The following is a 25,471-nucleotide window of genomic DNA, read 5'->3' as shown; positions in this document are numbered from 1 at the left end:
ACATTAAGCGAGAGATTCTGAATTGAGAATATAGATAAAAGAAACATATGTTTCAAGTGTTGACTTTGTGGGGCACAATTGAAATTTTAGTGAATAGATCATTGCCTGAATGCAGGGTTCGATCATACGGGGAGTGGAACACTGGACGCATTGTCGATAAAGGATCGGATTGCCGGCCATTATGGGGAACTGAGCGAGCGGCTGCGACAGGCCGCGGACTATGTGGCTGCCCATGAAATGGAGGTTGCGACCTATTCTCTGCGGGCGGTTTCCGGTCGGGCGGGATTGGCTCCAGCGACCTTCACACGGTTGTCTCAGGCGCTTGGCTTTGCCAATTATGAAGAGATGCGGGATCTGTGTCGGGCTGCTGTGGGGCGCCAAGCGCTGAGTTTTGCACAGCGTGCAGATCTTCTTGTGCAAGAACAGCATGGAGCGGATGCTCCAACTTTTTTTGATCGGCAAGTGTCTGCCTGCCTCAACAATATCAGCATGATGGGCAGTGAGCTTGACAGGGAGCGTCTGTTCGATGTGGTCAAGACTCTCGATGCCGCGCGCGAGGTGCATCTGTTTGGTGCCTTCAGCTCCTCAGGGCTCATCGAGTATTTTGCCTATCTGGCCCGGTATTTTGCCAAAAACTGGCGGGTTGCAGGACGTATGGGTGCGTCTCTGAGTTCGTCTCTGGTCGGTCTCTCGGAAGAGGACGCCCTGATCATCATCACCAAGTCGCCCTATGCCAGACGATCGATCCTTGCGGCTCAGATGGCTCATGAGGCTGGTGCGTATGTCTTTGTAATAACGGATAAACATTCCTGTCCGGCGCTCGAATTTTCCTCCTCCTATTTCATTGTACCGACCGATAGTCCGCAATTCTTCTCTTCTTATGCAGCCACTCTTGTGCTAATTGAAACTATAGTCGGAATGTTGGTTCATCGCGCCGGCAAAGAAGCGCGTGCGCGAATAGAAGAAGTCGAAACCCGAAACCATCTCAATGGTGAGTTTTGGGATTAAAATAAGCACACTGGACCTTTTCAACTCAGGGAGAACAATATGTTGAAAAAAGTAACCTTGACGGCCGCTGCACTCGCAGCCGGTGTCACCTTCTCGCCAGCCGCTTTTGCTGAAGAGTTCATCACCATTGGTACCGGTGGCGTAACCGGCGTTTACTACCCGACCGGTGGTGCGATCTGCCGTCTGGTCAACAAGGGCCGCAAAGAACATGGTGTTCGTTGTTCCGTCGAATCCACCGGTGGTTCCGTATACAACATCAACACCATCCGCGAAGGCGAGCTGGAATTCGGCGTTGCCCAGTCCGACTGGCAGTATCATGCTTACAACGGCACCTCCAAGTTTGAGGATAAAGGCAAGTTTGAAGACCTGCGCGCTGTCTTCTCCGTGCATCCCGAGCCATTCACCGTGGTTGCCCGTGCCGATTCCGGCGTCAAGTCCTTCCAGGACCTGAAAGGCAAGCGCGTCAATATTGGTAACCCTGGCTCCGGTCAGCGCGGGACCATGGAAGTCCTGATGGAAGCTTTGGGCTGGACGACCGAAGATTTCGCTCTGGCAACCGAGCTGAAAGCGGCTGAACAGTCTGCTGCCCTGTGTGACAACCAGATCGATGCCATGGTTTACACCGTTGGTCACCCATCCGGTTCCATTCAGGAAGCAACCACCGCATGTGATTCCGTTTTGGTGACCGTTGACGGCGCTGCTGTCGAAAAACTGATCGGTGACAACAGCTACTACCGCACCGCGACCATTCCAGGCGGCATGTATCGTGGCAATGATGCAGACACCAAAACCTTCGGTGTTGGCGCGACCTTCGTGACCTCTGCCAAAGTTTCTGAAGACACCGTTTACACCTTGGTAAAATCCGTCTTTGAAAACTTCGATGCCTTCAAGAAGCTGCATCCTGCTTTTGCCAACCTGAAGCCTGAAGAAATGGCAAAAGACGGTCTGTCTGCTCCTCTGCATGCAGGCGCTGCAAAATATTACAAAGAAAAAGGCTGGATTAAATAATCCATTTTGATGCCGGGCTTCGGGACAGTCAGTCCCGGAGCCTTTTTTCGTTTAACAGAAGTGGACAGCACATCCTGATTGCGTGCTGACTCCCACTCGATACGATGCTGTTGCAGACTGAGGTGTGACATTCCGCGGCCTCTGCATGCCTTTCATGCTTGTCATTGTGACCCATTTCGGGTCTGTCCGGGGGATCCGTTTTGGTTGATCTCCGGTGGCGCGTTCGCATGATGGCCAGAGACATATGCCCTGCGGTGAGAATCTCCTGACGATTCTCTGGTCAGCCGCGCTGTTGTGACGGCAGGGAGCTGTTTGAAATGTCACAAAAAAAGGAAAGCGGGCGTCCCCTTTCTGAAGAAGAACTTCAGGAACTGGTCGCGTCCACCGATGCCGGTTCGCGTAATCCCGTCGGCGCGGTGGGGACCTTCCTCGCAGCCGTCGCTCTCATTTGGTCTCTCTTTCAGGTCGTTCTGGCCTCTCCGATCTCCAATTATGTTCTGCCCGGCGATCTGATCAACAACTCCCGACAGTTCCATCTGGCCTTCGCGATCTTTCTCGCCTATATGGCCTATCCTGCGCTGTCCTCGAGCCCACGCCATCACATTCCGGTCCAGGACTGGTTTTTTTCGCTGGCTGGCGCCTTCATCGCGCTCTATGGCTTCTTCATGTATCAAAAGATCGTCGACAATGGCGGTCTGGCCGACGATATGGACAAATGGTTCGCGCTGGCAGGTCTGCTTCTGCTGTTTGAAGCCGCCCGGCGTGCGCTTGGGCCGGCCATGGCGATCATTGCAACGATCTTCCTGTTCTATGTCTTTTTCGGAGCGTCGGAATGGATGCCCGAGGTGATCCGCTGGAAAGGCGCGTCTCTCAAGAAAGCCATGAGCCATATGTGGATCACCTCTGAAGGTGTGTTCGGTATTGCGCTTGGGGTTTCAACCAAGTTCGTCTTCCTGTTCGTGCTGTTCGGCGCCTTGCTCGACAAGGCCGGTGCGGGCAACTATTTCATCAAGATGGCCTTTGCCGCGTTGGGGCACCTCAAGGGTGGTCCGGCGAAAGCCGCCGTTGTCGGCTCCGGTGCAACAGGCCTGATTTCCGGCTCGTCGATCGCCAACGTGGTGACGACCGGTACCTTCACCATTCCGCTGATGAAGCGGGTGGGCTTCACCTCCGAGCAGGCCGGTTCTGTTGAGGTGGCCTCATCGGTCAATGGCCAGATCATGCCGCCGGTGATGGGGGCTGCTGCCTTCCTGATGGTGGAATATGTCGGCATTTCCTATGTCGAGGTGATCACCCATGCCTTCCTGCCTGCGATCATTTCCTATATCGCTCTGGTCTATATCGTCCATCTCGAAGCGGTGAAACGCAATATGCCGACCCTTGGCAACAAGAGCGTTTCGACCCTGCGGACGGTGCTTGGCATGTTTGCCTTCTTCTTCTGCTTTGCAGCCATTTGCTATGGGATCAAGTTCCCGATTGGATGGATTTCGGCAGCTGTGCCCGACGGGGCTAGCTGGGTTCTGGCGCTTCTGGTCTTTGTGGCTTATGTGGTGCTGCTGAAATTTGCTGCGACCGTTGAAGACCTGCATCCGGATGATCCGAACGCCAAGGAAGTTGTGCTGCCGGAAATGTCCGAGATCTACAAGTCCGGTCTCTACTATCTGCTGCCGATCGTTGTGCTGGTTTACTTCCTGATGATCGAGCAGAAATCACCGGGTCTGTCGGCCTTCTGGGCAACGGCCCTGTTGTTTGTCATCCTTCTGACCCAGCGGCCGCTGAAGGCTATTTTCCGCGGGGAAAGTGCCACAGCCAATGTCTTCGCCGAAGGGGTCAAGGATCTGGGTAGCGGCCTGATTGACGGTGCGCGCAACATGATCGGCATTGGTCTGGCGACCGCGACTGCCGGGGTGATTGTTGGCACCGTGACGCTGACCGGTATCGGTCAGGTGATGGCCGATCTCGTCGAGCTGATCTCCGGTGGCAACCTTGTCTTGATGCTGATTTTTGTCGGCATGCTGTCGCTGGTGCTTGGCATGGGGCTGCCGACCACCGCCAACTATATCGTCGTCTCCTCGCTGATGGCCGGGGTTGTGGTGTCGCTTGGGGAGCAAAGCGGGCTTGTTGTACCGTTGATTGCCGTGCATTTGTTCGTCTTCTATTTCGGCATCATGGCGGATGTGACGCCGCCGGTGGGGCTTGCCTCCTTCGCGGCGGCGGCGGTGTCCGGCGGGGATGCGATCAAGACTGGCTTCACAGCCTTCTTCTATTCCCTGCGTACGGTGGCTCTGCCCTTCGTCTTCATCTTCAACACCGATCTGTTGTTGATTGATGTGACCTGGTATCAGGGCATTCTGGTCTTCATCATCGCGACGATAGCCATTCTGGTCTTCACAGCCGGAACGATGGGACATTTTGTTACCAAAAGCCGGATCTATGAAAGCGTTGCACTGGTGTTGATTGCTTTCGTGCTGTTTCGTCCGGACTATTTCATCAATCACCTGCAACCACCTTATGAGAAGGTTGAACCTGCTGCCATTTCCGAGACCTTCGGGACGTTGCACAAAGGTGGCGAGTTGCGTCTGGTGGTGTCTGGACCGGATTTCGATACCAGCCAGATCAAGGAAACCACGCTTGTGCTGGAAGCTGGCGATGAGCAGGGCGGCGATGCCCGTTTGTCGGCCGCCGGTCTGACCCTGATGGATGAGGATGGGGTGACCAAGATGGATGAACCATTCCCGGGCACGCCCCTATTTGAAAAAATGAGCTCGTTTGACTTCTATGGCGACGATCCAGTGGTGATCAAATCCGCCAAGGTCAAGGCAGATCAATTGCCCAAGGAGCTGGTCTTCATTCCGGGCCTTTTGCTGCTTGGTCTGGTCTATATGTTGCAGCGGGCGCGTGTACGCCGTGAGGAGGAGACTGCGTCATGATTAAATCAGTTCTATGTGCTCTGGATATCAGTCAGGACAATGACATCGAGGTGCTGCGCAAGGCAGACAAGCTGGCGCGACTCGACGATGCAAGCCTTGATGTGGTGACGGTTGTGCCGAATTTCGGCATGACCCTCGTGAGTTCCTATTTTGATGACAATTTCCAGAAGCAGGCGGTCAAGGAAGCCAAGGATCGGCTGCGCGAGCGGGTCGGGTCCATTCTCGGTGATGAGCGGAATGAGGAAATCCGCCACATCGTGGCCACCGGGTCGGTCTATGAGGAAATTCTAGAGCTTGCCGAGCAAACCGATATCGATCTGATCGTCATCGGGGCGCACAAGCCGGACTTGCGTGAATATCTGCTGGGACCGAATGCGGCGCGCGTCGTGCGTCACTCCAATTGTTCGGTCTATGTGGTCCGCAACAAATAGAGCGCCCGATTAAGGACAAAAAAAAGAAAGGCCACCCCATTCTCCGGGGTGGCCTTTTGCGTTAGTCGCCATGACAGGGGTTATTGGGCGGCTTCGATCGAGCCATAATGGGTTTCGACCAGCCCCTTCATGATATAGTTGGCCGACGTTCCGCTGCAGGCCATCGGCAGGTCATAGACAATGGCAAGTCGGTTCAGGGCCTTCACATCCACATCGTGGGGCATTGGGGACAGAGGATCGACAAAGAAGATCAGCCCATCTAGTCGTTTCTCGGCAATCATTGCGCCGATCTGTTGGTCGCCTCCAAGGGGACCGGAGAAGAGCGGCTGCAGATTGAGGCTTGGATAGGCTTTGAGAATGCGGCCACCAGTGGTGCCTGTCGCAAAGAGTTGCGCCTTTTCCAGCAGGGAGAGATGTTCTCCGACCCAGTCGATCATGTCATCTTTTTTGGCGTCATGAGCAACTAGGGCAATGCGCAAGATGTCTTTGCCCGACTGGTTCTGTGTCTCTTGCATGGATCTTGTGTCCTTTAGCCGTTTGGCGACCGACAACAGGAATGATGACCGCCGCATAAGGCATGCCAGAGCGGTCCTGCCGGTCTTGGAAACCGGGCGCAGTCTAGCGGCATTCGGCGTCGCCTGTCCAGAGCCGGTGGCCACTCACCACAGGGTCAAGTGAGAGACGGATTGCCGCGATTGCCTTTGGCTTTCAGGTATATATGGCATGGCCGGATCTATCGAAAGGGCGGGCCTCGCATCCTTGCAAGACATCACAAGCCGGTCAGTATGGGCCGGGCATCGGGCGGGGGCGGCGTGTTGGACGGTCAAAGATCTTGCGACCGAACAAGGAGGCCGTCAGGTCGGTCAACAATTCCGCCGTCTTGCCGCGATGGTCAAGGAAGGGATTGAGTTCAACCAGATCGAGCGAGGTGACGCATTCGCTTTCATGGAGCATTTCCATGATCAGATGAGCCTCGCGGAAGGTGGCGCCACCGGGAACCGTGGTGCCCACGGCAGGGGCGATGCTCGGGTCGAGAAAATCGACATCGAGGCTGACATGCAGCATGGCTTTGCGGGCCTTGATCTCATCGAGCATCTGCTGCAAAGGCTGCATGACGCCAACCTCGTCAAGGACACGCATATCATGGACATGGACCCCGTGGGTCTTGAGCAACTCGCGTTCCTGCCGATCGACGCTGCGAATGCCCATCATATGAACCTGTGTCGGGTTCACCGGATGGGCAAGCGGTGCGGCATATACGCCTTCAATGGCCTCAAGGCCGCAGAAGGCCGCGACCGACATGCCATGCATGTTGCCGGAGTCCGAAGTTTGGGGAATGTTGAAATCCGGATGAGCATCCAGCCAGAGCACATAAAGCGCACGGTCACACTCCGCCGCGTGGCGGGCCATGCCGGCAACAGAGCCCATCGACAGGGAATGATCCCCGCCCAGAAAAATCGGAAAACTATCCTTCGCCATCGCATAGGCCTGATCGGCAAGGGAACGGGTCCAGTTGGCAATCTGTTTGAAATTATTGGCATTTCCCTTGGTAGGGGGTGTCGCCTCAAGGCTGGTCGGGGTGAGATTGCCATGATCAATGCAGGCAAAGCCCAGACCCGTCAGGGTTTCAACGATGCCTGCGGTGCGCAGGGCGTCGGGGCCCATAAGGCAGCCCTTTTCATGGGTGCCATCTTGCACCGGAACACCTAGAAGGCCAATCGATTGACGCTCGAACATTGTATCGCTTTACCCCTGAAACTGCGTGGCGCGCCAGTGCTGCCTATATCCGGTATGGGTCGGAGTTGAGGTGCGCGCCCACTGCATGGTTGCGGATAGGGTCAATTATTCCGACCGGGGCGCCAATCTGAAGGCAACAAGTGTGGTAAATTTGATAGGACTTCTGGCGATTTGCGTCACTGGATTGTGCAAATTGATAGCCTGACAAGAGGACCGCAAAGCGACGCCCCTCTTGTCAGGGATGGGGCTGGTCAGTTGCCGAACAGGCCCTTGGTCAGATCCCGCAGCAATCTCTGCTCGACCGGCTGCTGTTGTTGCTGCTGGTTTTGATTTTGATTTTGATTTTGATTTTGCTGGGGCTGATTGTTGTTGCCTGATTGCGGCTTGAGGATGTTGTTGAGATCAATGCCCAACTTGTCCGACTGTTTCTGAATTTCCTTGGTGATGTTTTTCTCAACCCGCTGAAGGCCCTCGCTGGCCGCTTTGCCCGGCGCGCCGAGCTGTTGCAGGCCTTTGAAAATGGCGTCCGGATTTTCCAGAATGCCGGGAATGTCAGGATAGATGCGTGGTTTGGTTAGCTTGCCCTTGATGATAATCGGGATCGGAACCCCTTGCGCATCAACCAGACCGCCCTGTCCCTTGAGGGTGGTGGACAGCTTTGGCGTTGCCTTATAGTCGATGCGGCTGTTGGGCAGATCGATCTGGCCCGTCCCTGCAAGGCGGAAGAGCGGGCTCAGCATCAACAGATCCTGATTGCTGACCATGCCATTGTTGAACTGGAAGCTGGCGGTCAGGGATGAGAAATCGGTGGTTTGGCTCTGGGATGTGGACCATCCCTCCAGAATGTTGCCGCTCAGGCGGCGCATCATTTGCGGGATGTTGATGCCACGGATCTGGCCGTCAAGCATTTCCAGTTTGGCAAAGCCATTGAGCTGGCGAATGATGTCGGCCTGACTTGCACCCTTGGCTGTCAGATCGAGGGTGACGCCGCCACGCCCGCTTAGGGCCTTCATGTCAATGCTGTCGCGCAGGAAGCCAGACATTTGCATGTTCGCCAAGGCGAAGTTGGCTGACAATTGCGCTGGCTTGGTGGCAGCATTGACGAAAAAGCCACCGGTTCCCTGACCTTCATACAGATTGAGGCGATCCAGCGAACCTGACAATTGCCCGTCTTTCAGGCGGACGGCCATTTGCACCGAGCCTGTCTTGATATCGCGGGCCACGAGGGACTTGGCGGACAGGGTGAGCTCGGCATTGACATTGTTAAGGCCAGAAAAATCTATCGGGCTTGTGTCCCAGCCCTGCTGGGCCGTCTGTGTGGACGCGCGTGCCGTGCGGCCCTGACTCTTGCCGTCCCCCATGAAGGGGGTGAGGTCCAGCGTTTCAAAGGCAAGGGCGCCATTGACCACAGGCTTGGCACCCGCTTGATAGGCGAGATTGCCACTGCCGCGGGATTGGCCCATTTGCAGCGACAGATTTTGCAGATTGGTCCTGTCACTCGACAGGGCAAGTTTGGTCGACAGGCTGATCGGCAGGTCTGGTGTGCCGCTGGTGACGGATTGCCCAAGCCAGCTGAGCAAGTTCCGGCTTGAGGGGCTCTTGATTGACAGGGTCGAGCCGGACAAGCTGACACTTGCCGGGTTTACCAGACCGGAAAGGGCCAACGACAAGGGGCGGGCATCAACGGAGAGGCTTGCCGGGATTGGCTGTTGCCGCAGGGCTTCGGCCAGTCCAATGCGGCTTGAATAGCGGATCGTCTCGCCATTCCAGCCAAAGGCGCCGGCTATGTCGATCGGCTGATCAAGGCTGGTGATTGTGACGCGGGAGGTGAGCTTGTCGATGGTGCCGGATTCACGGCCCGGAATGGCGGCCTGTAAAGCCGGATTGGCGAGCTTGCCATTGGCCAGAGTGATCTGCCCGGCGAGATTGCCATTGTTGGCGATGGCGTCTGGCGTGAGGCCTTTGGCGGCAAAGTTGAGATCGGAAGAAATCATGCCTGACAGGGGGCTTGCCTGACCGGCCAGACGGGCAGCTTCCTGTATGTCGATCTGTTGCACCTTCAGTGAGCCATTCCACAGCAACTGTCCCAGATCTCCAGACAGGTTGGCTTGCAGATTGCCTTTGGCAAGGTTGGCGGATTTGAGGTCAAGACGCATTTGCCCGTCGATGATCTGGGCCAGCAACTTCAATTGGCGCAGGCTCTTGCCCTGATAGGTTATCCGGCCAGCACGCAGATCGGCGGTCAGATCAAATTCGCGCAAGGCCGAGAGGTCCGGTTCGGCTTGATCCGTCTCGTCTTGGCTCGCCTGTGCATTCGATGCTGCTCCGCTGTTGTCCTTGTCGGCGAGCAAGGCATCGACATTGAAGGTCGGCATGTCCAGCGCAACGCGAATCAAGGGGCGGGTGAGGGACTCGTCGGTAAAGATGCGGGCGGCCCCGTGAATAGCCTGATCGTCAAAGGCGAGGTTGAGCGCGGGCAGGCGGATTTCATTGGCTAGCGCAACGAGCGATCCATCGGCCTCGATCTTGCCGATGGAGAGGGGCGCGTTGGCGGCCCCGAGCCACTCAAACAATTGGGTGACGTTGCCTGCGTTGAACGCATAATTGGCAACCAGCAGCGCGTCGCCTTTCAGCGCCAGCTCGCCGATCAATTTGGCTTTCAGCAGATCGTTGGTGACATCAATAGTGAGGCCCGAGGAGCGACCGTTGACCGCATTGCGAACATTGGCAATCTCGCCGGAAAAGGCAATGTCCTGTTCTTTGAAGGGCAGTGAGCCTTCAAGACTGGCCGCGCCGTCAAAGTCAGGCGCTCGCAGGGTCAGATCCAGTCCGGACAGCAGAGTGGTTTGATGCCCGCCACCATCCATGCGGACGATCATGGCATTGCGCAGTCCCAATTGACGCAGGCTGAGTGCCGAAAGGTCGATCTCGTCGTCAGAGGACGAGGTGGCGTCGGATGTCGGGTCTGTCTCGGAAGGTGGGGGTGAGGTCTTTTGTGTCAGCGTCAGCACCGGATCAATCAGGGTGATGCCGGTGATGTCGGCTTTGCCCGAGAGGAGCGGCGACAGGGCGAGGGAAAAATCCAGCTGTCCAATGGCCACCAGCGGCTGATCATTTTGATCGCGCAGAGCGACCTTGTCTGCCGACAGGCGCAAACCGGTCAGGAGAGACAGGGACACATCGCCGGAAATGTCGAGCTTCATGCCGGATTGTTGTTGGACAAATTGCTGGACCTGACTTTTCAAAAAGTCGGTCGAGACGAAGACCGGAACCATCGCCAAAGCGAGAATGACCAGAAAGACAGTGGAGAGCAGAGAGATCAGGATGTTACGCATCGGGCAGTCTCAAACTAGGGCAATTGGGCGGCCGTCCGTTTGGTGTATCGTCACCAAACGAATCAACACAACCTATCTTACTGCGTCGCAACCCATGGCACCAACTTCGCTGTCGCATGGGGCAGCAACGTGGCGGTATGGTGCAGTGGCTGGAAAATAAGCGGATTGTCTGCGATTTGTTGGTCAACGGGGTTGCAAAAGTGGAAAACTCGGCAGATCAAAATGCGCTCGGCTTCGACTTATGTATGATACGGGCCAAATGCGTAGGCCGAGCCGATTGGCTGGTTCGGTCCTGTTCTGTCTGAAAAAGCTCGATTGGGGGCAAAGGAGAGAAGAAAATGAGTTCAATGGAAGTCATCTGGTCGGATCTGGTTCGCCATCGCGAGGACTTTTCGTCTTTTCATCTCAGGGACGCCTTTGCCGAGGATCCAGAGCGGTTTGCCCGCTATTCGGCCGAAATGGACGACTGCCTGACGCTCGACTATTCCCGCAACCGGATCAATGACAAGACCCTGATGCTGCTCGAAGCCCTGATTGCTCAGGCAGACGTGGCCGAGCGCTATCAGGCGATGAAGTCTGGAGCGCTGATCAACAATACCGAAGGGCGTGCGGTTCTGCATATCGCGCTGCGCGGCTCGGTGGCCGACGATCTGAGCGTTGATGGGCAAGCCGTTATGGCCGATATCAATGCGGTCAAAGAGCGGCTTTATGCTTTTGCCAAGGGTGTGCGCGACGGCTCGATCGCTGCCAAGGACGGGCAGCCTTTCACCGATGTGGTCAATGTTGGTATTGGTGGTTCGGACTTGGGGCCACATATGGTGACGGCGGCGCTTGCTGCCTATCATGATGGCCCACGGGTGCATTTTGTCTCCAATGTTGATGGTGCCCATATGGGTGACACGCTAAAGGGGCTGGATCCGGCGCGAACCCTGTTTCTTGTGGCGTCGAAAACCTTCACCACACAGGAAACCATGACCAATGCCCGAGCCGCCAAGGCGTGGCTGACGGCGGCGATTGGCGAGGATGCTGTGGCCGATCACTTCGCCGCTCTGTCGACCAACAAGGCGGGCGTTGAAGCCTTTGGCATCAATACCGACCGGATGTTTGAATTCTGGGACTGGGTTGGCGGGCGCTATTCGGTCTGGTCGGCGATTGGCCTGCCGGTGATGATTGCCATCGGACCGGAGGGCTTTGAAGACTTCCTTGCTGGCGCCCGCGCGATGGACAGCCATTTTGAAACCGCGCCGTTCCGCGACAACATTCCGATGCTGATGGCCGCTTTGGGCCTGTGGTATCGCAATGTCTGGGCTTGCGCGTCGGTGGCGGTGCTGCCTTATGATCAGCGCCTGCTCTATTTTGCCGATTTCCTGCAGCAACTTGATATGGAATCAAATGGCAAGACCGTGCGCAATGATGGCTCGCCGGTGCTGCGTCAGACCGGTCCGGTGATCTGGGGGGCGGCTGGCACCAATGGTCAGCATGCTTTCTATCAGGAACTGCATCAGGGCAGCGACATCACGCCGTGTGAATTTTTGGTTGCCGCCAAGCCGAGCGAGGCGGACCAGCATCAGCATGATCTGCTGCTCTCCAACTGCTTTGCGCAGGTGGAAGCTTTGGCCTTTGGCCGCACCGCCGAGGAAGCCAAAGCACAGCTGGAAGCGTCTGGCAAATCGCCGCAAGAGGTTGCCGCTCTGACGACCCACAAAGTCTTCCCGGGCAACCGCCCAAGCTCGTTGCTGTTCTATGACAAGCTGACGCCGAAGATGCTGGGCCGTCTGATTGCGCTCTATGAGCAGAAGGTGTTTGTGCAGGGTGTGGTCTGGGGCGTTAACAGCTATGACCAGTGGGGCGTTGAGCTTGGCAAGGAATTGGCCAACAAGCTGGCGCCAGCGGTGGCAAGCGCCGAGCGCGGCGAAGGGGAACCAGCGATCCTTGATCGTCTGAAGGCCTATCGCGCCCGCTAAGGGTCCCTTAAAATTTGACAGTGAGACGGGCGGATTTTCCGCCCGTTTTTATTGGGGCTGTTCGGCCTGCCGTTTGGCGATGGTGTCATGCAGGTCTGGGGCAGCGGAAATCAGGCGACGGGTGTAAAGCGCTTGCGGGTTGGAGAAGACCGCTTCGGTGCGGCCCCGCTCGATGATCTTACCCTGATACATGACCAGCACTTCATCGGTGATGGCCCGGACGACGGACAGGTCGTGACTGATGAACAGATAGGCGAGATCAAGCCGGTCGCGCAGGTCGGTCAGGAGATCGAGGATCTGGGCGCGGATCGAGACATCCAACGCCGAGACCGGCTCATCGGCAATGATAATTTTCGGCCGGGTGATCAGCGCGCGGGCAATGGCAAGGCGCTGGCGTTGACCGCCGGAAAATTCATGGGGAAAGCGTTCGGCCACATCGGGACTGAGGCCCACTTGTGTGAGGCTTTCGGCGATGCGCTGGTTGCGTTCCTCCTTGCTCAATCCGTCACGATAGAGATGCAATGGCTCGGCGATGGAGCGGCCGACCTTGTGGCGCGGATTGAAGGATCCATTGGGATCCTGGAAGACGATCTGAATATCCTTGCGGATTTCCATCAAGGCGGCCTGATCGCTGGCATAGGGATTGCGGTCGCTGATGCGGATGTCGCCCTTTTGTGGTGCTTCAAGGCCGAGCAGGGCACGGGCAAGGGTGGATTTGCCACAGCCGGATTCGCCGACCAGCCCAACGCTTTGCCCCGCATGAATGGTCAGATCCACATGATCAACGGCGCGGAAATGGGCGCGGCGAAAGGTGGGGAACTGGCGCGGCAGGGGATAGTCGCGGGTGATGTCGTTGGTAATGAGGATGGGTGTTTCGCTCACCAGCGCCGGGTCGTCATTATAGAGCGGCGGTTTGGCGCGGGTCGGCACATGGGTCGAGGCGTCAAACAGGCTCTGGCTATAGGGATGGCTGAGGGTCTCAAAGAGCTGTGGCAGGGGGCCGGTCTCGACAATTTCCCCTTCTTTCATGATGGCAATTTGGTCGGCCATATCGGCCACCACCGCCAGATCATGGGAAATCAGCAACAGAGCCGACTGGTCTTCTTGCATCAGGGCCCTCAGCAATTTGAGGATCTCGGCCTGACTGGTGACATCGAGCGCGGTGGTTGGCTCGTCGGCAATGATCAGCTTGGGTTGCATGGCGATGGCCATGGCGATGATGACCCGCTGCTTCTGACCGCCGGACAATTGGTGCGGGAAGCGGTTGGGCGAAATCTGGTCTGGCGGCAGGCCGACCCTTTCGAGCAGATGACGGGCTTTGTCCTCGGCCTCGCGGCGGGTGCAAGCGGTGTGCAGCAGGATGGATTCGAGCACCTGCGCGCCAATGGGTTTCAGCGGATTGAGCGCGGTCATCGGTTCTTGGAACACCATGCCCATGCCATTGCCTCTGAGGCCGCACAGCTCGGCTTCGCTCATGGCCATCAGATCGTGGCTGCCAAGACGAAGGGAGCCGCTCAGTTGGGCCTTGGGCGGCAGCAATTGCATGATGGACAGGGCTGTGAGGCTTTTGCCAGAGCCGGATTCCCCCACCAGCCCAAGGCATTGGCCCGCTTCGAGCGACAGGGAGACATTTTTCAGAATCTGGTGCTGGCCAATGGTCAGATTGACCTGATCGAGCGAAAGCAGGGTCATGAGGCTTTGCTCCCGCCGATATCAAGGCTGGTGCGGGTTTTCGGGTCGAGCATGTCGCGCAGGCCGTCGCCCAGCAGATTGAGCCCCAGCACGGTGAGGATGATGGCAAGGCCGGGAATGATCGCCAGTTGCGGTGCCATCACCATCCAAGTCTGGGCCTCAGAGAGCATCTGGCCCCAGCTGGGCATTGGCGGCTGGGTGCCAAGGCCGACATAGGACAGGCCCGCTTCGGCCAGAATGCCGAGGGAGAACTGGATCGTCCCCTGCACGATCAGCAGATTGGCTATGTTGGGCAGAATATGCTCGATGGTGATGCGGGCCGCGCCCTTGCCAGACAGGCGAGCGGCATAGATGAATTCCCGCTCCCAGAGGCTGAGCGCTGCGCCGCGCGACAGGCGGGCAAAGACCGGAATGTTGAAAATGCCAATGGCGACGATGGCATTGATCGCGCCGGGGCCTGCAATGGCGGTGATCATGATGGCGGAAATGATGGCCGGGAAGGCGAAGATGAAATCCCCCGCCCGCATCAGGCCTTCATCGAGCCAGCCACCACGGGCCGCCGCCCATGTGCCAATCGGCACGCCAAGGCCCATGCCGATGCCAACGGCGACCAGAGCCACGGCGATGGAGTTACGCGCGCCCAGCATGATCATCGAAAAGAGATCATGGCCATAATGATCGGTGCCAAGCCAGTGGCTGGCGCTGATGGGTTTGAGGCGATTGGCAATGTCGACCACCAAGGCGTCATGGGGTGTCCAGACGAAGGAAACCAGCGCCAGTAGCGCGAAGATCAAGGTGATCAGGCCGCCAATCACAAAGGAGGGCGAGTGAAGGGAGCGGGCAAGAAACGAGGGCTGCTTTCTGGCGCTTGGCATCGCGGTCTCTGTCATGATTGTCTCCTGCGATGCAGGCGCGGATCGATCAGGGCATAGGTCAGATCGACGAGGAAATTGACCAATATGACAGTGGCGACCAGCAGGATGATCACCGCCTTGACGGTGATCAGGTCGCGCTGGTTGATGGCTTGAAAAACCAACCGCCCAAGGCCCGGCAGGGAAAAGACATTTTCGATGATGACGGTGCCCGCCAGCAAAAAGGAAAATTGCAGGCCGAGAATGGTGACGACCGGAATGAGCGCATTGCGCAGGCCATGGCGCTTGAGGGTCTGGGTGAAGGTCAGGCCCTTGGCGCGGGCGGTGCGCATATAATCTTCATGCATCACTTCGAGCATGGAAGAGCGCATGATGCGGGCAAGAATCGAGGCTTGCGGCAGGGCAAGTGCGATGGAGGGCAGCACCAAAGCCTGAAGGCATGGCAGGATGCCTGCCTCCCAACCGGGAAAGCCGCCGGACGGAAACCAGCGCAGGGTGACGGCAAAGACCAGCACCAACAGCATGGCAAACCAGAAATTGGGCACCGCAATGCCGAATTGGGTTGCGCCGATCAGGGAAATGTCCGGCCATTTATTGTGGTTGCCGGCTGCCAGAATGCCAAGCGGCAGGGCAATCAGCGTGGAGAGCAGTAAAGCGACCAGGGCCAGTGGCAGAGAAACGGTCAAGCGCTCGCCGATCAGCTCGGTCACAGGCACGGAATAGGTATAGCTGGTGCCAAAATCGCCCGACAGCATGCCGGTGATCCAAAGCCAATAGCGTTCGGTCAGTGGCAGATTGAGTCCCAATTGCTCGCGCAGGGCAGCCAGCGTGTCTTCTTGGGCATTGATGCCGAGTATGAGTTCCGCCGGGTCACCGGGGAGGATCTCCATGACAGCGAAGACGAAGAGCGACGCCGCGATCAGGGTCAGACATAGCGAGACAAGACGGCGCAGACTGTAAGCGATCATGAGGGGCGACGTTGGCTTTCGAAAGGCGTGAAAAACGGGGCGAAAGATGAGAAAAGGCACGGCGATGACCGCCATGCCTCGTTCTCTTGTAGCTTGTCTCTTTGCGTTAGTCCATCCACTCGACCTTGGTCAGATCGTTGGCCTGAACCGGCGCGTTGGCCCACAGACCCTTGAGCTTGGCATTCCAGACACCGGTTTTGGCCAGCTGGAACAGAAAGCCGTTGACGGCATCGTCATTGAGCTTTTTCTGCGCCTTGTGCAGAAGCTCGGTGCGCTTGGCTTCATCCGAGGTGGCATTCAGCTCTTCGATGGTGGCGTTGAAGTCGGCATTCTTATATTGGAAATAATAGTCATCGCGGGCATAAATGCCGATATCCATTGGCTCGGTATGGGAGACGATGGTCAGGTCATAATCCTTGCCCTTGAAGACCTGTTTCAGCCACTGGCCCCACTCGACATTGATGATTTCAAGATCAATGCCGACCTTTTTGAGGTCAGAGGCAATGATCAGGCCGGAACGGCGGGCGTAATCGGTTGGCGGCAGATGCAGGCGGGCCTTGAAGCCATTTTCCAGCCCGGCTTCCTTCAAAAGAGCTTTGGCCTTGGCGAGATCAAAGTCATAGACGCCGGACAAATCAACATAGGCCGGATTGTGCGGCGCGAAGTGAGAGCCGATCAGCGTGCCATAGCCGAACATGGCGCCTTCGATCAGGGCCTTTCGGTTGATGGCATGGGCCATCGCCTTGCGGACCCGGACATCGTCAAATGGCTTTTGCGCATTGTTGGTCGACAGGACGGTTTCGCCTTCGGTGGTGCCAATGACCACCTTGAAACGCGGATTGACTTCAAATTGCGGCAGCATTTCCGGGGCGGCAAAAATCGGGAAGGCATCAACGTCGCCAGCCATCAGGGCGGAGACGGCAGCAGCAGAATCGGCGATGATCTTGAAGGTTGCCTTGTCGAGCTTGGCACCTTCGCCCCAATAATCTGGGTTCTTGGTCAGGGCAATGGAATCGCCCTTGACCCATTTGCCAAGCTTGAACGGGCCGGTGCCGACCGGGTTGGTCTTGTTGGTCTCGGCGCTTTCGGGCGCCACCATGATGGCGTCACCCCAGCCGAGATTGAACAGCATGCTGCCGGTCGGGCGCTTCAGTTTGACTTCGACGGTCAGCGGGTCAAGGGCGGTGACGCTCTCGATTGGCTCGAACAGGGCTTTCTGGGCGTTGACCGAGGCTTCGCCACGGGCGCGGTTCAAGGTGAAGACCACATCATCGGCATTGAAGTCGGTGCCGTCATGGAATTTGACGCCGTCATGCAGCTTGAAGATATAGGTCTTGCCATCCTCGGAAATGGTCCAGCTTTCGGCAAGTGCCGGTTTCACTGCACCCGTTTCGTCAATCCGGGTCAGGCCTTCGAAAATGTTGGCATAGACCACTTCGTCAATGGCGGCTGCCGCGCCAGCGGTGGGATCCAGATGCGGTGGCTCCAAGCGGACGCCGACGGTCAGATCCGTGCGGGCGGCCAAGGCGCTGGAGGCGAGCAGAGCGGACGCCACGGAAATCGCTGCAGTCCATTTCAGGGCTGATTTGATCATGAAGGTTCTCCCAACCTGGTGGTCAATGCCGCGCCAAACGACAGGGTTTGACGCCCCATATCCCTTGTTCAAAGGGGTGGTTAACTTGGTTGTGTATTGCGTAAAAGCGTATCAATGGCAAGCGCCATGATCTTGGCCGAATCGACCATATCCTCAATTCCGACCCATTCGTCGGGCTGATGGGCAAGGTCGAGAATGCCAGGGCCATAGGCGATGCAATCCTTCAATTTGCCGATGCGGTCGATGTGTTTCTGGTCATAGGTTCCCGGCGAAATGACATAGTCCGGGGCGGTGCCGAGCACCTCTTCCATTGCCTCATGCACCGCGCGGACCACCGGCTGGTCCTTGTCGGTCATGGTTGGCTGGACCTCGAACAGGTCGGTCAATTGATAGGAAAAAAGCTTGCGGCTTTGTTTCAATTGCTCAAGCAGGTCGGTGATTTCGCTTTTCACCACGTCGATATCTTCCTCGATCAGGAAGCGGCGATCAATCACGATGCGGCAGGAATCCGGCACACAAGGGGAGGGTAGGCCTTCGGTCTGACGGGTTTGGCCGCCATGGATCGAGTTGATATTCATGGTTGATTGGCGGGCGCCTTCGGGTACGACTGGCATGTCGGTGCGTTTGGTGGCGAGTGCCGGGAAAAGCGTGTTCTCAAAAGATTCCAACACCGCGCCCATATGGCGGACGGCGCAATCACCAAGAAAAGGCATCGAGCCATGGGCAATGTGGCCGTGGGTTTCGATTTCCGCCCACCAGACACCGCGATGGCCAAGGCAAATGCGGTTCTTGTTCAATGGTTCGGGGATGATGACATGATCAACCCGATCCTTGTTGAAATAGCCCTGTTCGGCCAAATAGGCGACGCCGCCAAAGCCGCCGGATTCCTCGTCGCAGGTGCCGGAAATCTCGATCGAGCCAGCAAAGTCGGGATAGGTCTCGATATAGCTTTCCGCCGCGATGATCGAGGCGGCGAGACCGCCTTTCATGTCGCAAGCGCCCCGGCCATAGACCTTGCCATCCTCAACCACGCCGTCAAAGGGCGGCTTGGTCCAGCCTTTGCCGACCTCGACCACGTCGATATGGGAATTGAAATGGATGCAGGGGCCGGGCTTTTGGCCGTTGAAGCGGGCAACGACATTCAGGCGCGGATAGCGTTCGCTGTCACCGGGGGAGCCGGTGGCGCGGACATAGTCCACAGCAAAGCCCTTGGCTGCCAAACGGTCGCCGATGAAACGAGCGCATGGCTCATAGGCTTCGCCCGGCGGGTTGATCGTCGGGAAGCGAATGAGATCCTGGGTCAATGCAACAAGGTCATCACGTTTGGCCTCGATGCAGTCGATCAGCTGTTGCACCCCTGTCCCTTTCGAAAGATGTGGCCCGCTTTCGCCTTCTGGGGCCCTTTTGGGCTTGAGGCAACAGAGTGCGTAAAAAAACGTGATCTGTCGAGAGGGCGTGCAAATTTTGCGGTTGCTCTTTAGGGGAAGCTGCGGATATCAAGGACGAAAAAGAACCACATTTCAGTTATTTTAAACTGAAATGTGGTTGAATTGTCATTGTCCGTTGCGGAACTCATCGAGTGTCTTGACCGGGGTCAGGGCCTGCGGATCGGTGATGATTTCTATCAGGGCCGGGCCGTCATGGGCCATGATGCGCGCGAAAGCTGCGGCAAAATCTTCGGTTCTGGTAACGGTTTCCGCCAGTCCGCCCATGGCGCGGGCCATAGCAGCGAAGTCCGGATTGGTGAGGCTTGTGCCGGACAGGCGGGCGGGATATTCGCGCTCCTGATGCATGCGGATGGTGCCATAGATGCCATTGTTGACGACGATCACCTTGATCGGCGCGCCTTCTTGTGTGGCGGTGGCAAATTCCTGACAGGTCATCTGGAAACAGCCGTCTCCTGCAAAGCATATGACCGGTCGGTTCTTGTCGTGAATGGCGGCGGCAACGGCGGCAGGCAGACCATAGCCCATTGAGCCGGAGGTCGGGGCCAGCTGGGTACGCCAGCCGCGATAGGTGAGGAAGCGATGGGCCCAGATGGCATAATTGCCTGCACCATTGGTGAAGACGGTTCCCTCTGGGGTGTTGGCATCGATATGCTTCATCACCTCGGCCATTTGCATGTCGCCGGGGCTCTTGCGGGCCGGAATGGCGTGGAAGGCCTCAAAGCCCTGATGCGCCGCTCTTACCCAATCGATATCCATGATGTTGCGCACGGTGCCAAGCTGGTTGAGCATTTTGGCGGCGGTGGCATGGCGAGCGGCAATCGACAGCGTGGGGCTGAAGACGCGGCCGGGTTCTTCCGGGTCCGCATGGATGTGGATGAGGGTCTGCTTTGGCACCGGGCTGTCGATCAGGGTGTAGCCGGAGGTGGTCATTTCTCCCAGACGCGCCCCAAGCACCAGCAACAGATCGCTTTGCTTGATGCGTGCAGCCAAGGCCGGATCAATGCCAATGCCCACATGGCCCGCATAATTGGGGTGCGTGTTGGGGAAATAATCCTGACAGCGGAATGAGACCCCAACGGGAATGGCGTTGGCTTCGGCGAAGTCGGCCACGGCCTGTTTGGCCTCAGCCGACCAGCCGCCACCGCCAATGATCATGAAGGGGCGTTCGGAGGCTTTGAGCAAATCTGTCAGCTCTGCCATGGCGTCGGGCGACGGAGCGCTGTCGGCGGGTTTGACCTTTGGCGGCAGGGCATTGGGGGCTGGCACTTCTGTGGTCAACATGTCTTCGGGCAAGGCCAGAACCACCGGGCCGGGGCGACCCGAAAGGGCGGTGCGATAGGCACGGGCGATGAATTCGGGCATGCGGGCGGGGTCATCGATCTGGGCGACCCATTTGGCCATCTGGCCGAACATGCGGCGATAATCAATCTCTTGGAAGGCCTCGCGTTCGATCTGGTCGCTGGCGACCTGACCAATGAACAGAATCATCGGGGTCGAATCCTGAAAGGCGACATGGACGCCTGCGCTGGCATTGGTCGCACCGGGGCCACGGGTGACCATGCAGAGGCCGACCTCGCCGGTCAGTTTGCCATGGGCTTCGGCCATCATCGCTGCGCCGCCTTCCTGGCGGGCATTGACGAAATGCAGCGTTGGCGCGTCATGCAGTGCGTCCAGCACCGCCAGATAGCTTTCGCCCGGCACGCCATAGATGGTGGAGGCACCTTGGGCGACAAGGCTGTCGACAAGAAGGGTGGCGCCTGTGAATTTGCGGTTGCTCATGGCTTTCATCCTCAAGGATCGGTCGATCCTGATTGGGTTATTCGTTCGTTTCGACGATCTGACGGGCGATCAGATCTTCAATTTCTCTCTCATTAAGTCCCAGATCGCGGGTCAGCACATCGCGGCTATGTTCGCCCAGAAAAGGCGGGGCGATGTCATAGCGCACCGGGGTTTTGCTCAGTTTGATCGGGTTGCCGACACCGGGCAGGCGGGCGCCGTCAGGGCGTTGAAGCTCGACCTGCATGCCGCGATGCTGGACCTGCGGCTCGGCAAAGACCCGGTCGAGCGTGTTGATCGGGCCACAGGGGATGCCTTCGCGGCCAAACAGAGCGAGCCAATCGTCGATGGTGCGATCCACCGTGATGGCCGAGATTTTGGCGGTCAGAATATCGCGATTTTCCACCCGGGCGCGGTTGGTGAGAAAGCGCTCATCCTCGGCCAAGCCAGCAAGGCCGGTCAGCTCGCAGAAGCGGGCAAACTGGCTGTCATTGCCAACCGCGAGGATGAAATGGCCGTCGCTCGCCGGGAAGGACTGATAAGGCATCAGGTTTGGATGGGCATTGCCCATCTGGGTCGGGGCCTTGCCGGTGATGAGATAATTGGTGGCCTGATTGGCGAGCGTTGCCACCTGCACATCAAGTAGGGCGAGGTCGATATGCTGCCCTTCGCCGCTGACCGCACGGTGATTGAGCGCAGCCAGAACCGAGATGGTGGCATAAAGGCCGGTCATCACATCAGCCAGTGCAACGCCAACCTTGACCGGGCCGCCGCCGGGGGTGCCCTGCGGTTGTCCGGTGACACTCATCAGACCGCCCATGGCCTGGATCATGAAATCATATCCGGCGCGATGGGCGTCCGGCCCGGTCTGGCCAAAACCGGTGACCGAGCAATAGACCAGATCGGGCTTGATGGCTTTCAGACTGTCATAATCAAGGCCATATTTGGCCAACCCGCCGACCTTGTAATTCTCGATCAGCACGTCGCTGGTCTTGACCAGATCGCGGATGATTTGCTGGCCTTCGGGGCTGGTGATGTCGAGAGCCAGCGAGCGCTTGTTGCGGTTGCAACAGGCGAAATAGGCGGCGTCATGGCTCGCGCCCCCCATGGCATCGGGCAGAAAGGGCGGGCCCCAGCCTCTGGTGTCGTCGCCCTTGCCGGGGCGTTCGATTTTGATGATATTGGCACCGAGATCCCCGAGGATTTGACTGGCCCAAGGGCCAGCCAGAATGCGGGACAGATCCAGCACGCGAATATGCGACAGGGCTCCTGTCATGGACGAACTCCTCCTCACCGTCCAAAGCAGACTATTTCTTCAGGTCAGGTCTTGTGCCTGACGCGCTCTATGGCTCAGAAGAATGCCTGCAGGCCGGTCTGGGCACGGCCCAGAATCAGCGCATGGATATCGTGGGTGCCTTCATAGGTGTTGACGGTTTCCAGATTGACCATGTGGCGGATCACGTGGAATTCGTCGGAAATGCCGTTGCCGCCATGCATGTCACGGGCGAGCCGGGCAATATGCAAGGCCTTGCCGCAGTTGTTGCGCTTGATCAGCGAGACATTCTCGACCGGGCAATTGCCTTCATCCATCAGGCGACCAACGCGCAGAGCGGCTTGCAGGCCAAGGGTGATTTCGGTCTGCATGTCGGCCAGTTTCAGCTGGACAAGCTGGGTCTGGGCCAATGGGCGGCCAAACTGGGTGCGGTCAAGGGTATATTGGCGCGAAGCATGCCAGCAGAATTCTGCTGCGCCAATCACGCCCCATGCGATGCCATAGCGTGCCTTGTTGAGGCAGCCGAACGGACCGGCAAGCCCTTGCACCTTGGGCAGCAAATTCTCGTCTGGCACAAAGGCATTGTCGAGAACGATCTCGCCGGTGATAGAGCCGCGCAAGCTCATCTTGCCTTCGATCTTTGGCGCGGAATAGCCATCAGTGCTGGCTTCGACGATGAAGCCTTTGATCTTGCCGTCATGGGCGTCGGACTTGGCCCAGACAATGGCAATGTCGGCGATCGGGCTGTTGGTGATCCACATTTTGGCACCGGTCAGGCGATAGCCGCCATCGACCTTGGTGGCGCGGGTGATCATCGACGCCGGGTCGGAGCCGTGGTTGGGTTCGGTCAGGCCAAAGCAGCCGATCAGTTCGCCGGTGGCGAGCTTGGGCAGATACTTCTTCTTCTGCTCTTCGGTGCCATAGGCGTCAATCGGATGCATGACGAGAGAAGACTGCACCGACATGGCGGAGCGATAGCCCGAATCAACCCGTTCGATCTCGCGGGCAATCAGGCCATAGGCAACATGGCTGACGCCAGCCCCGCCATATTCTTCGGCAATGGTTGGGCCGAGGAAACCGACTTCGCCCAACTCGCGCATGATGTCGATGTCGAAGGTCTCGTTGCGGTTGGCTTCCAGAATGCGCGGCATCAGCTTGTCGTCACAGAAGGCGCGGGCGGCATCGGTGATCATCCGCTCGTCTTCGTCCAGTTGGTCGCGGAAATGGAAGGGATCATCCCAGGTGAATTGCGGTTTGGCACACATATGAGCCGGCTCCTTGACTGGCAGCCTTTTTGCTCCGCCAAAAACCGGCAAGGAGAAAGACTGTGTTTCCTAAAATATCGCACGATGTCTCATTGGTGGGAGCATCCCATCAGGGGGTGGTCCGTAGGGCATCGCCTTGTGCAGAGCTTATCCCGGACAGACGGATCTGGCGACCATCGCTTGGGCCTTGGGTGGCAATCTTGCTTCTTCGTGGCGATTGTTCACATCCAAGGGCGGGGTGCAGGTGTCTGTCCGGTTCTCTTTGGGGGTTATCCTAGTGGGGCCATGCCTATCCGAGAAGCGATGAATATTCAAAAGCACATGAGCTTTGCTCATGACTTCGTGGAAAATTTGCGGCAAAAACGGGCTTTTGCATGAAGGATGGTTATCCCCTGCGTCGGAAGGACGCGCTTTCACTTGCCTTCACTTGCCTTCATAGGCCTTCAGCATCTGCTTCTTGGTGGTCAGTGCCTCACGCATGACCCACGTGCGGAAGGTTTGCAGATTCGGGTTGGCCCGTTTGGTTTGGGGATAGGCAAAATAGTAGTTGCCGTTCGATTGCACCGCCGTCTCATCCAGTGCCACCAGTTCGCCCGATGCCAGCTCTTCCTCCACCAACAGGCGCGGCAGGATGGCAATGCCCATTTTGGCCGCTGCGGCGCGGATCACCATATGAAAATGCTCGAAGCGTGGGCCGACATGGGGATTGGCATGGGTGAGGCCAGACTGGCTGAACCAGTGGGGCCAGATGGTGGGGCGCGATGAGGCTTGCAGCAGGGGATATTTGTGCAGAAGGGCGGTGAGGCCCAAGGCTTCTTTTTCCTTGAGCAGATCCGGATGCCCAAGCGGTATGATGAATTCCGGCATCAGAGCATCGGTCAGTGCGCCCGCCCACGTGGCGTCGCCAAAGTGAAAGGCGGCGTCGATATGCTGATCACTGAATTCGAACGGCGCGATCTTGGTGACGATATGGATGAGAATTTCCGGGTGCGCGGTGGTGAATTTGTTCAGGCGCGGCACCAGCCAGCGCGCGCCCAGCGTTGGCAGACAGGCAATGGTCAGCTCTCCCCCCTGACCGCGATAGGCGAGCAGTTCAAGGGTCGCCGTCTCGATGTCCTGTAGCTTGGAGCGGATCTTGTCGGCATAAACGGCGCCAGCTTCGGTCAAGACCAGCCCCGCACCGGTGCGCTCGAACAGGCGAAGCCCGAGCAACTCTTCCATCGCCCGCATTTGGCGCGAAATGGCGCTTTGGGTGACGCCCAGTTCATTGGCCGCCTTGGTGAAGCTGAGATGGCGCGCAGCGGCCTCAAAGGCACGCAGGGCAGAGAGGGACGGCAGGTAATTGAACATGGTCACACTCGCGGTTGGCCATCTGGGGTGAAAAAGAGAATATCAGACCACGAAAATTAGGCGAAGTTATCCCAGTGGGCAAATGCTGCGTCTCTGTTTCTATTCTAAGCTATGGAAAAATGATGCAAACTGCCCCATATTAGGTCTGCGCCAACAATCACAGGGCGCGGAGCGCTTCCATGTCGCGTCAGTGACGTCATGTCTGACGGATTGACCAAGACAGTGGGCATGCATGACGAGATCTGCAAACCCGAAGGGCGCGTATCAAGAGATCCAAACCGAGAGCATTAGGTGACCCGATCATGAGACTGACCCAACAGGCCAATTACTCTGTCCGTATTCTGATGTATTGCGCCGCTAAGAAAGGCGAGTTTGCCAAGGTGAGCGAAATTGCCCGGGTCTATGACATCTCGGAATATCATCTGTTCAAGATCCTGCCAATTCTGGTGTCGAACGGGTTCATCACCACACATCGGGGCCGCAATGGTGGCCTGAAGCTGGCGAAAGACCCGGCTGATATCACCCTAGGCCAGATCATCCGGGCGGCGGAAGAGAATTTCCATCTCGCCGACTGCTTCGATGAAGGCAGCTATGATTGCCCGCTTCTTTCGATGTGCGACTTCAACCATGCGCTCAATGATGCGCTGGAATCCTTCCTGAAAGCACTCGACAAATACACTTTGGCTGATCTGACCCAGAAAGAAGGCGACATGCGCAATCTGCTCGATATTGCCGAGCCAAAGTCTGTGGCCACAGCTGCGGCCAACTGAGTTGCACGGGACAATTTGAGGTATGGAAAGGCCGGTTGGGATGTCACCAA

At 57.6% G+C, this 25,471-nt stretch carries 18 protein-coding genes; 6 read left to right on the top strand and 12 right to left on the bottom strand.

What is annotated here, in order from left to right; translation table 11 throughout:
* The first annotated feature begins 150 nt into the window (after nt 1–150).
* The 4 genes from FDK21_RS07500 (at nt 151) to FDK21_RS07485 (ending at nt 5,377) form a co-directional block, all read left to right on the top strand.
* Entirely contained in the window at nt 151–1,008 is an 858-nt protein-coding gene (locus FDK21_RS07500) for a MurR/RpiR family transcriptional regulator (RefSeq protein WP_114008424.1), read from the top strand.
* A 39-nt stretch (nt 1,009–1,047) separates the two neighbouring features.
* Complete coding sequence (locus tag FDK21_RS07495) at nt 1,048–2,016, top strand: TAXI family TRAP transporter solute-binding subunit (RefSeq protein ID WP_114008425.1); 969 nt, start codon at nt 1,048–1,050, stop codon at nt 2,014–2,016.
* Nucleotides 2,017–2,333: 317 nt separating this feature from the next.
* Complete coding sequence (locus FDK21_RS07490) at nt 2,334–4,946, top strand: TRAP transporter permease (protein ID WP_138148049.1); 2,613 nt, start codon at nt 2,334–2,336, stop codon at nt 4,944–4,946.
* Nucleotides 4,943–5,377 carry a universal stress protein gene (locus FDK21_RS07485; protein ID WP_138148048.1) on the top strand — a complete coding sequence of 145 codons (435 nt, stop codon included), beginning with the start codon at nt 4,943–4,945 and terminating at the stop codon, nt 5,375–5,377. Before FDK21_RS07490 ends, FDK21_RS07485 begins: the two co-directional genes overlap by 4 nt.
* An 80-nt stretch (nt 5,378–5,457) precedes the next feature.
* On the opposite strand, the gene FDK21_RS07480 is transcribed toward FDK21_RS07485, so the two are convergent.
* The 3 genes from FDK21_RS07480 to FDK21_RS07470 form a co-directional block, all read right to left on the bottom strand.
* Complete coding sequence (locus FDK21_RS07480) at nt 5,458–5,892, bottom strand: methylglyoxal synthase (RefSeq protein ID WP_114008428.1); 435 nt, start codon at nt 5,890–5,892, stop codon at nt 5,458–5,460.
* A 265-nt stretch (nt 5,893–6,157) separates the two neighbouring features.
* Nucleotides 6,158–7,114, bottom strand: coding sequence for an arginase (gene rocF, locus FDK21_RS07475; RefSeq protein ID WP_138148047.1), 957 nt, complete (start codon nt 7,112–7,114; stop codon nt 6,158–6,160).
* Between the two features lie 251 nt (nt 7,115–7,365).
* On the bottom strand, nt 7,366–10,449 hold the full coding sequence (locus FDK21_RS07470; protein WP_138148046.1) for an AsmA family protein: 3,084 nt from the start codon (nt 10,447–10,449) through the stop codon (nt 7,366–7,368).
* Between the two features lie 338 nt (nt 10,450–10,787).
* Between FDK21_RS07470 and pgi the strand changes: the two genes are divergently transcribed.
* Nucleotides 10,788–12,413, top strand: a complete 1,626-nt coding sequence (gene pgi, locus FDK21_RS07465) for a glucose-6-phosphate isomerase (RefSeq protein ID WP_246657520.1) — start codon at nt 10,788–10,790, stop codon at nt 12,411–12,413.
* Nucleotides 12,414–12,461: 48 nt separating this feature from the next.
* Here pgi and FDK21_RS07460 read toward each other — a convergent pair whose 3' ends face one another.
* From FDK21_RS07460 to gcvA, 9 genes are all read right to left on the bottom strand, one after another.
* Nucleotides 12,462–14,105 carry a dipeptide ABC transporter ATP-binding protein gene (locus tag FDK21_RS07460; protein WP_138148045.1) on the bottom strand — a complete coding sequence of 548 codons (1,644 nt, stop codon included), beginning with the start codon at nt 14,103–14,105 and terminating at the stop codon, nt 12,462–12,464.
* Entirely contained in the window at nt 14,102–14,995 is an 894-nt protein-coding gene (locus FDK21_RS07455; RefSeq protein ID WP_138148044.1) for an ABC transporter permease, read from the bottom strand. The genes FDK21_RS07460 and FDK21_RS07455 overlap by 4 nt, the downstream gene beginning before the upstream one ends.
* A complete protein-coding gene (locus tag FDK21_RS07450; RefSeq protein WP_138148339.1) occupies nt 14,992–15,945 on the bottom strand; it encodes an ABC transporter permease in 954 nt (317 codons plus the stop codon). The genes FDK21_RS07455 and FDK21_RS07450 overlap by 4 nt, the downstream gene beginning before the upstream one ends.
* A 106-nt stretch (nt 15,946–16,051) precedes the next feature.
* Nucleotides 16,052–17,539: an ABC transporter substrate-binding protein gene (locus FDK21_RS07445; RefSeq protein ID WP_138148043.1), complete on the bottom strand. Its 1,488-nt coding sequence runs from the start codon at nt 17,537–17,539 to the stop codon at nt 16,052–16,054.
* Between the two features lie 80 nt (nt 17,540–17,619).
* Nucleotides 17,620–18,894 (bottom strand): acetylornithine deacetylase/succinyl-diaminopimelate desuccinylase family protein, encoded by a 1,275-nt coding sequence (locus FDK21_RS07440; RefSeq protein ID WP_138148042.1) that lies wholly within the window; start codon nt 18,892–18,894, stop codon nt 17,620–17,622.
* A 198-nt stretch (nt 18,895–19,092) separates the two neighbouring features.
* Entirely contained in the window at nt 19,093–20,766 is a 1,674-nt protein-coding gene (locus FDK21_RS07435) for a thiamine pyrophosphate-binding protein (protein ID WP_138148041.1), read from the bottom strand.
* 37 nt (nt 20,767–20,803) lie between these two features.
* Complete coding sequence (locus tag FDK21_RS07430; RefSeq protein WP_138148040.1) at nt 20,804–22,039, bottom strand: CaiB/BaiF CoA-transferase family protein; 1,236 nt, start codon at nt 22,037–22,039, stop codon at nt 20,804–20,806.
* Between the two features lie 74 nt (nt 22,040–22,113).
* Nucleotides 22,114–23,301, bottom strand: coding sequence for an acyl-CoA dehydrogenase (locus tag FDK21_RS07425; protein ID WP_138148039.1), 1,188 nt, complete (start codon nt 23,299–23,301; stop codon nt 22,114–22,116).
* Between the two features lie 423 nt (nt 23,302–23,724).
* Nucleotides 23,725–24,651 (bottom strand): transcriptional regulator GcvA, encoded by a 927-nt coding sequence (gene gcvA / locus FDK21_RS07420; protein ID WP_114008438.1) that lies wholly within the window; start codon nt 24,649–24,651, stop codon nt 23,725–23,727.
* Nucleotides 24,652–24,953: 302 nt separating this feature from the next.
* Here gcvA and FDK21_RS07415 point away from each other — a divergent pair, with 302 nt between their 5' ends.
* On the top strand, nt 24,954–25,421 hold the full coding sequence (locus FDK21_RS07415) for an Rrf2 family transcriptional regulator (RefSeq protein WP_138148038.1): 468 nt from the start codon (nt 24,954–24,956) through the stop codon (nt 25,419–25,421).
* The last annotated feature ends 50 nt before the right edge of the window (nt 25,422–25,471 follow it).

This window comes from Cohaesibacter sp. CAU 1516 (assembly GCF_005771485.1).
Classification (GTDB): Bacteria; Pseudomonadota; Alphaproteobacteria; order Rhizobiales; family Cohaesibacteraceae; genus Cohaesibacter; species Cohaesibacter intestini.
This window is presented reverse-complemented; position numbering and strand designations above follow the sequence as displayed.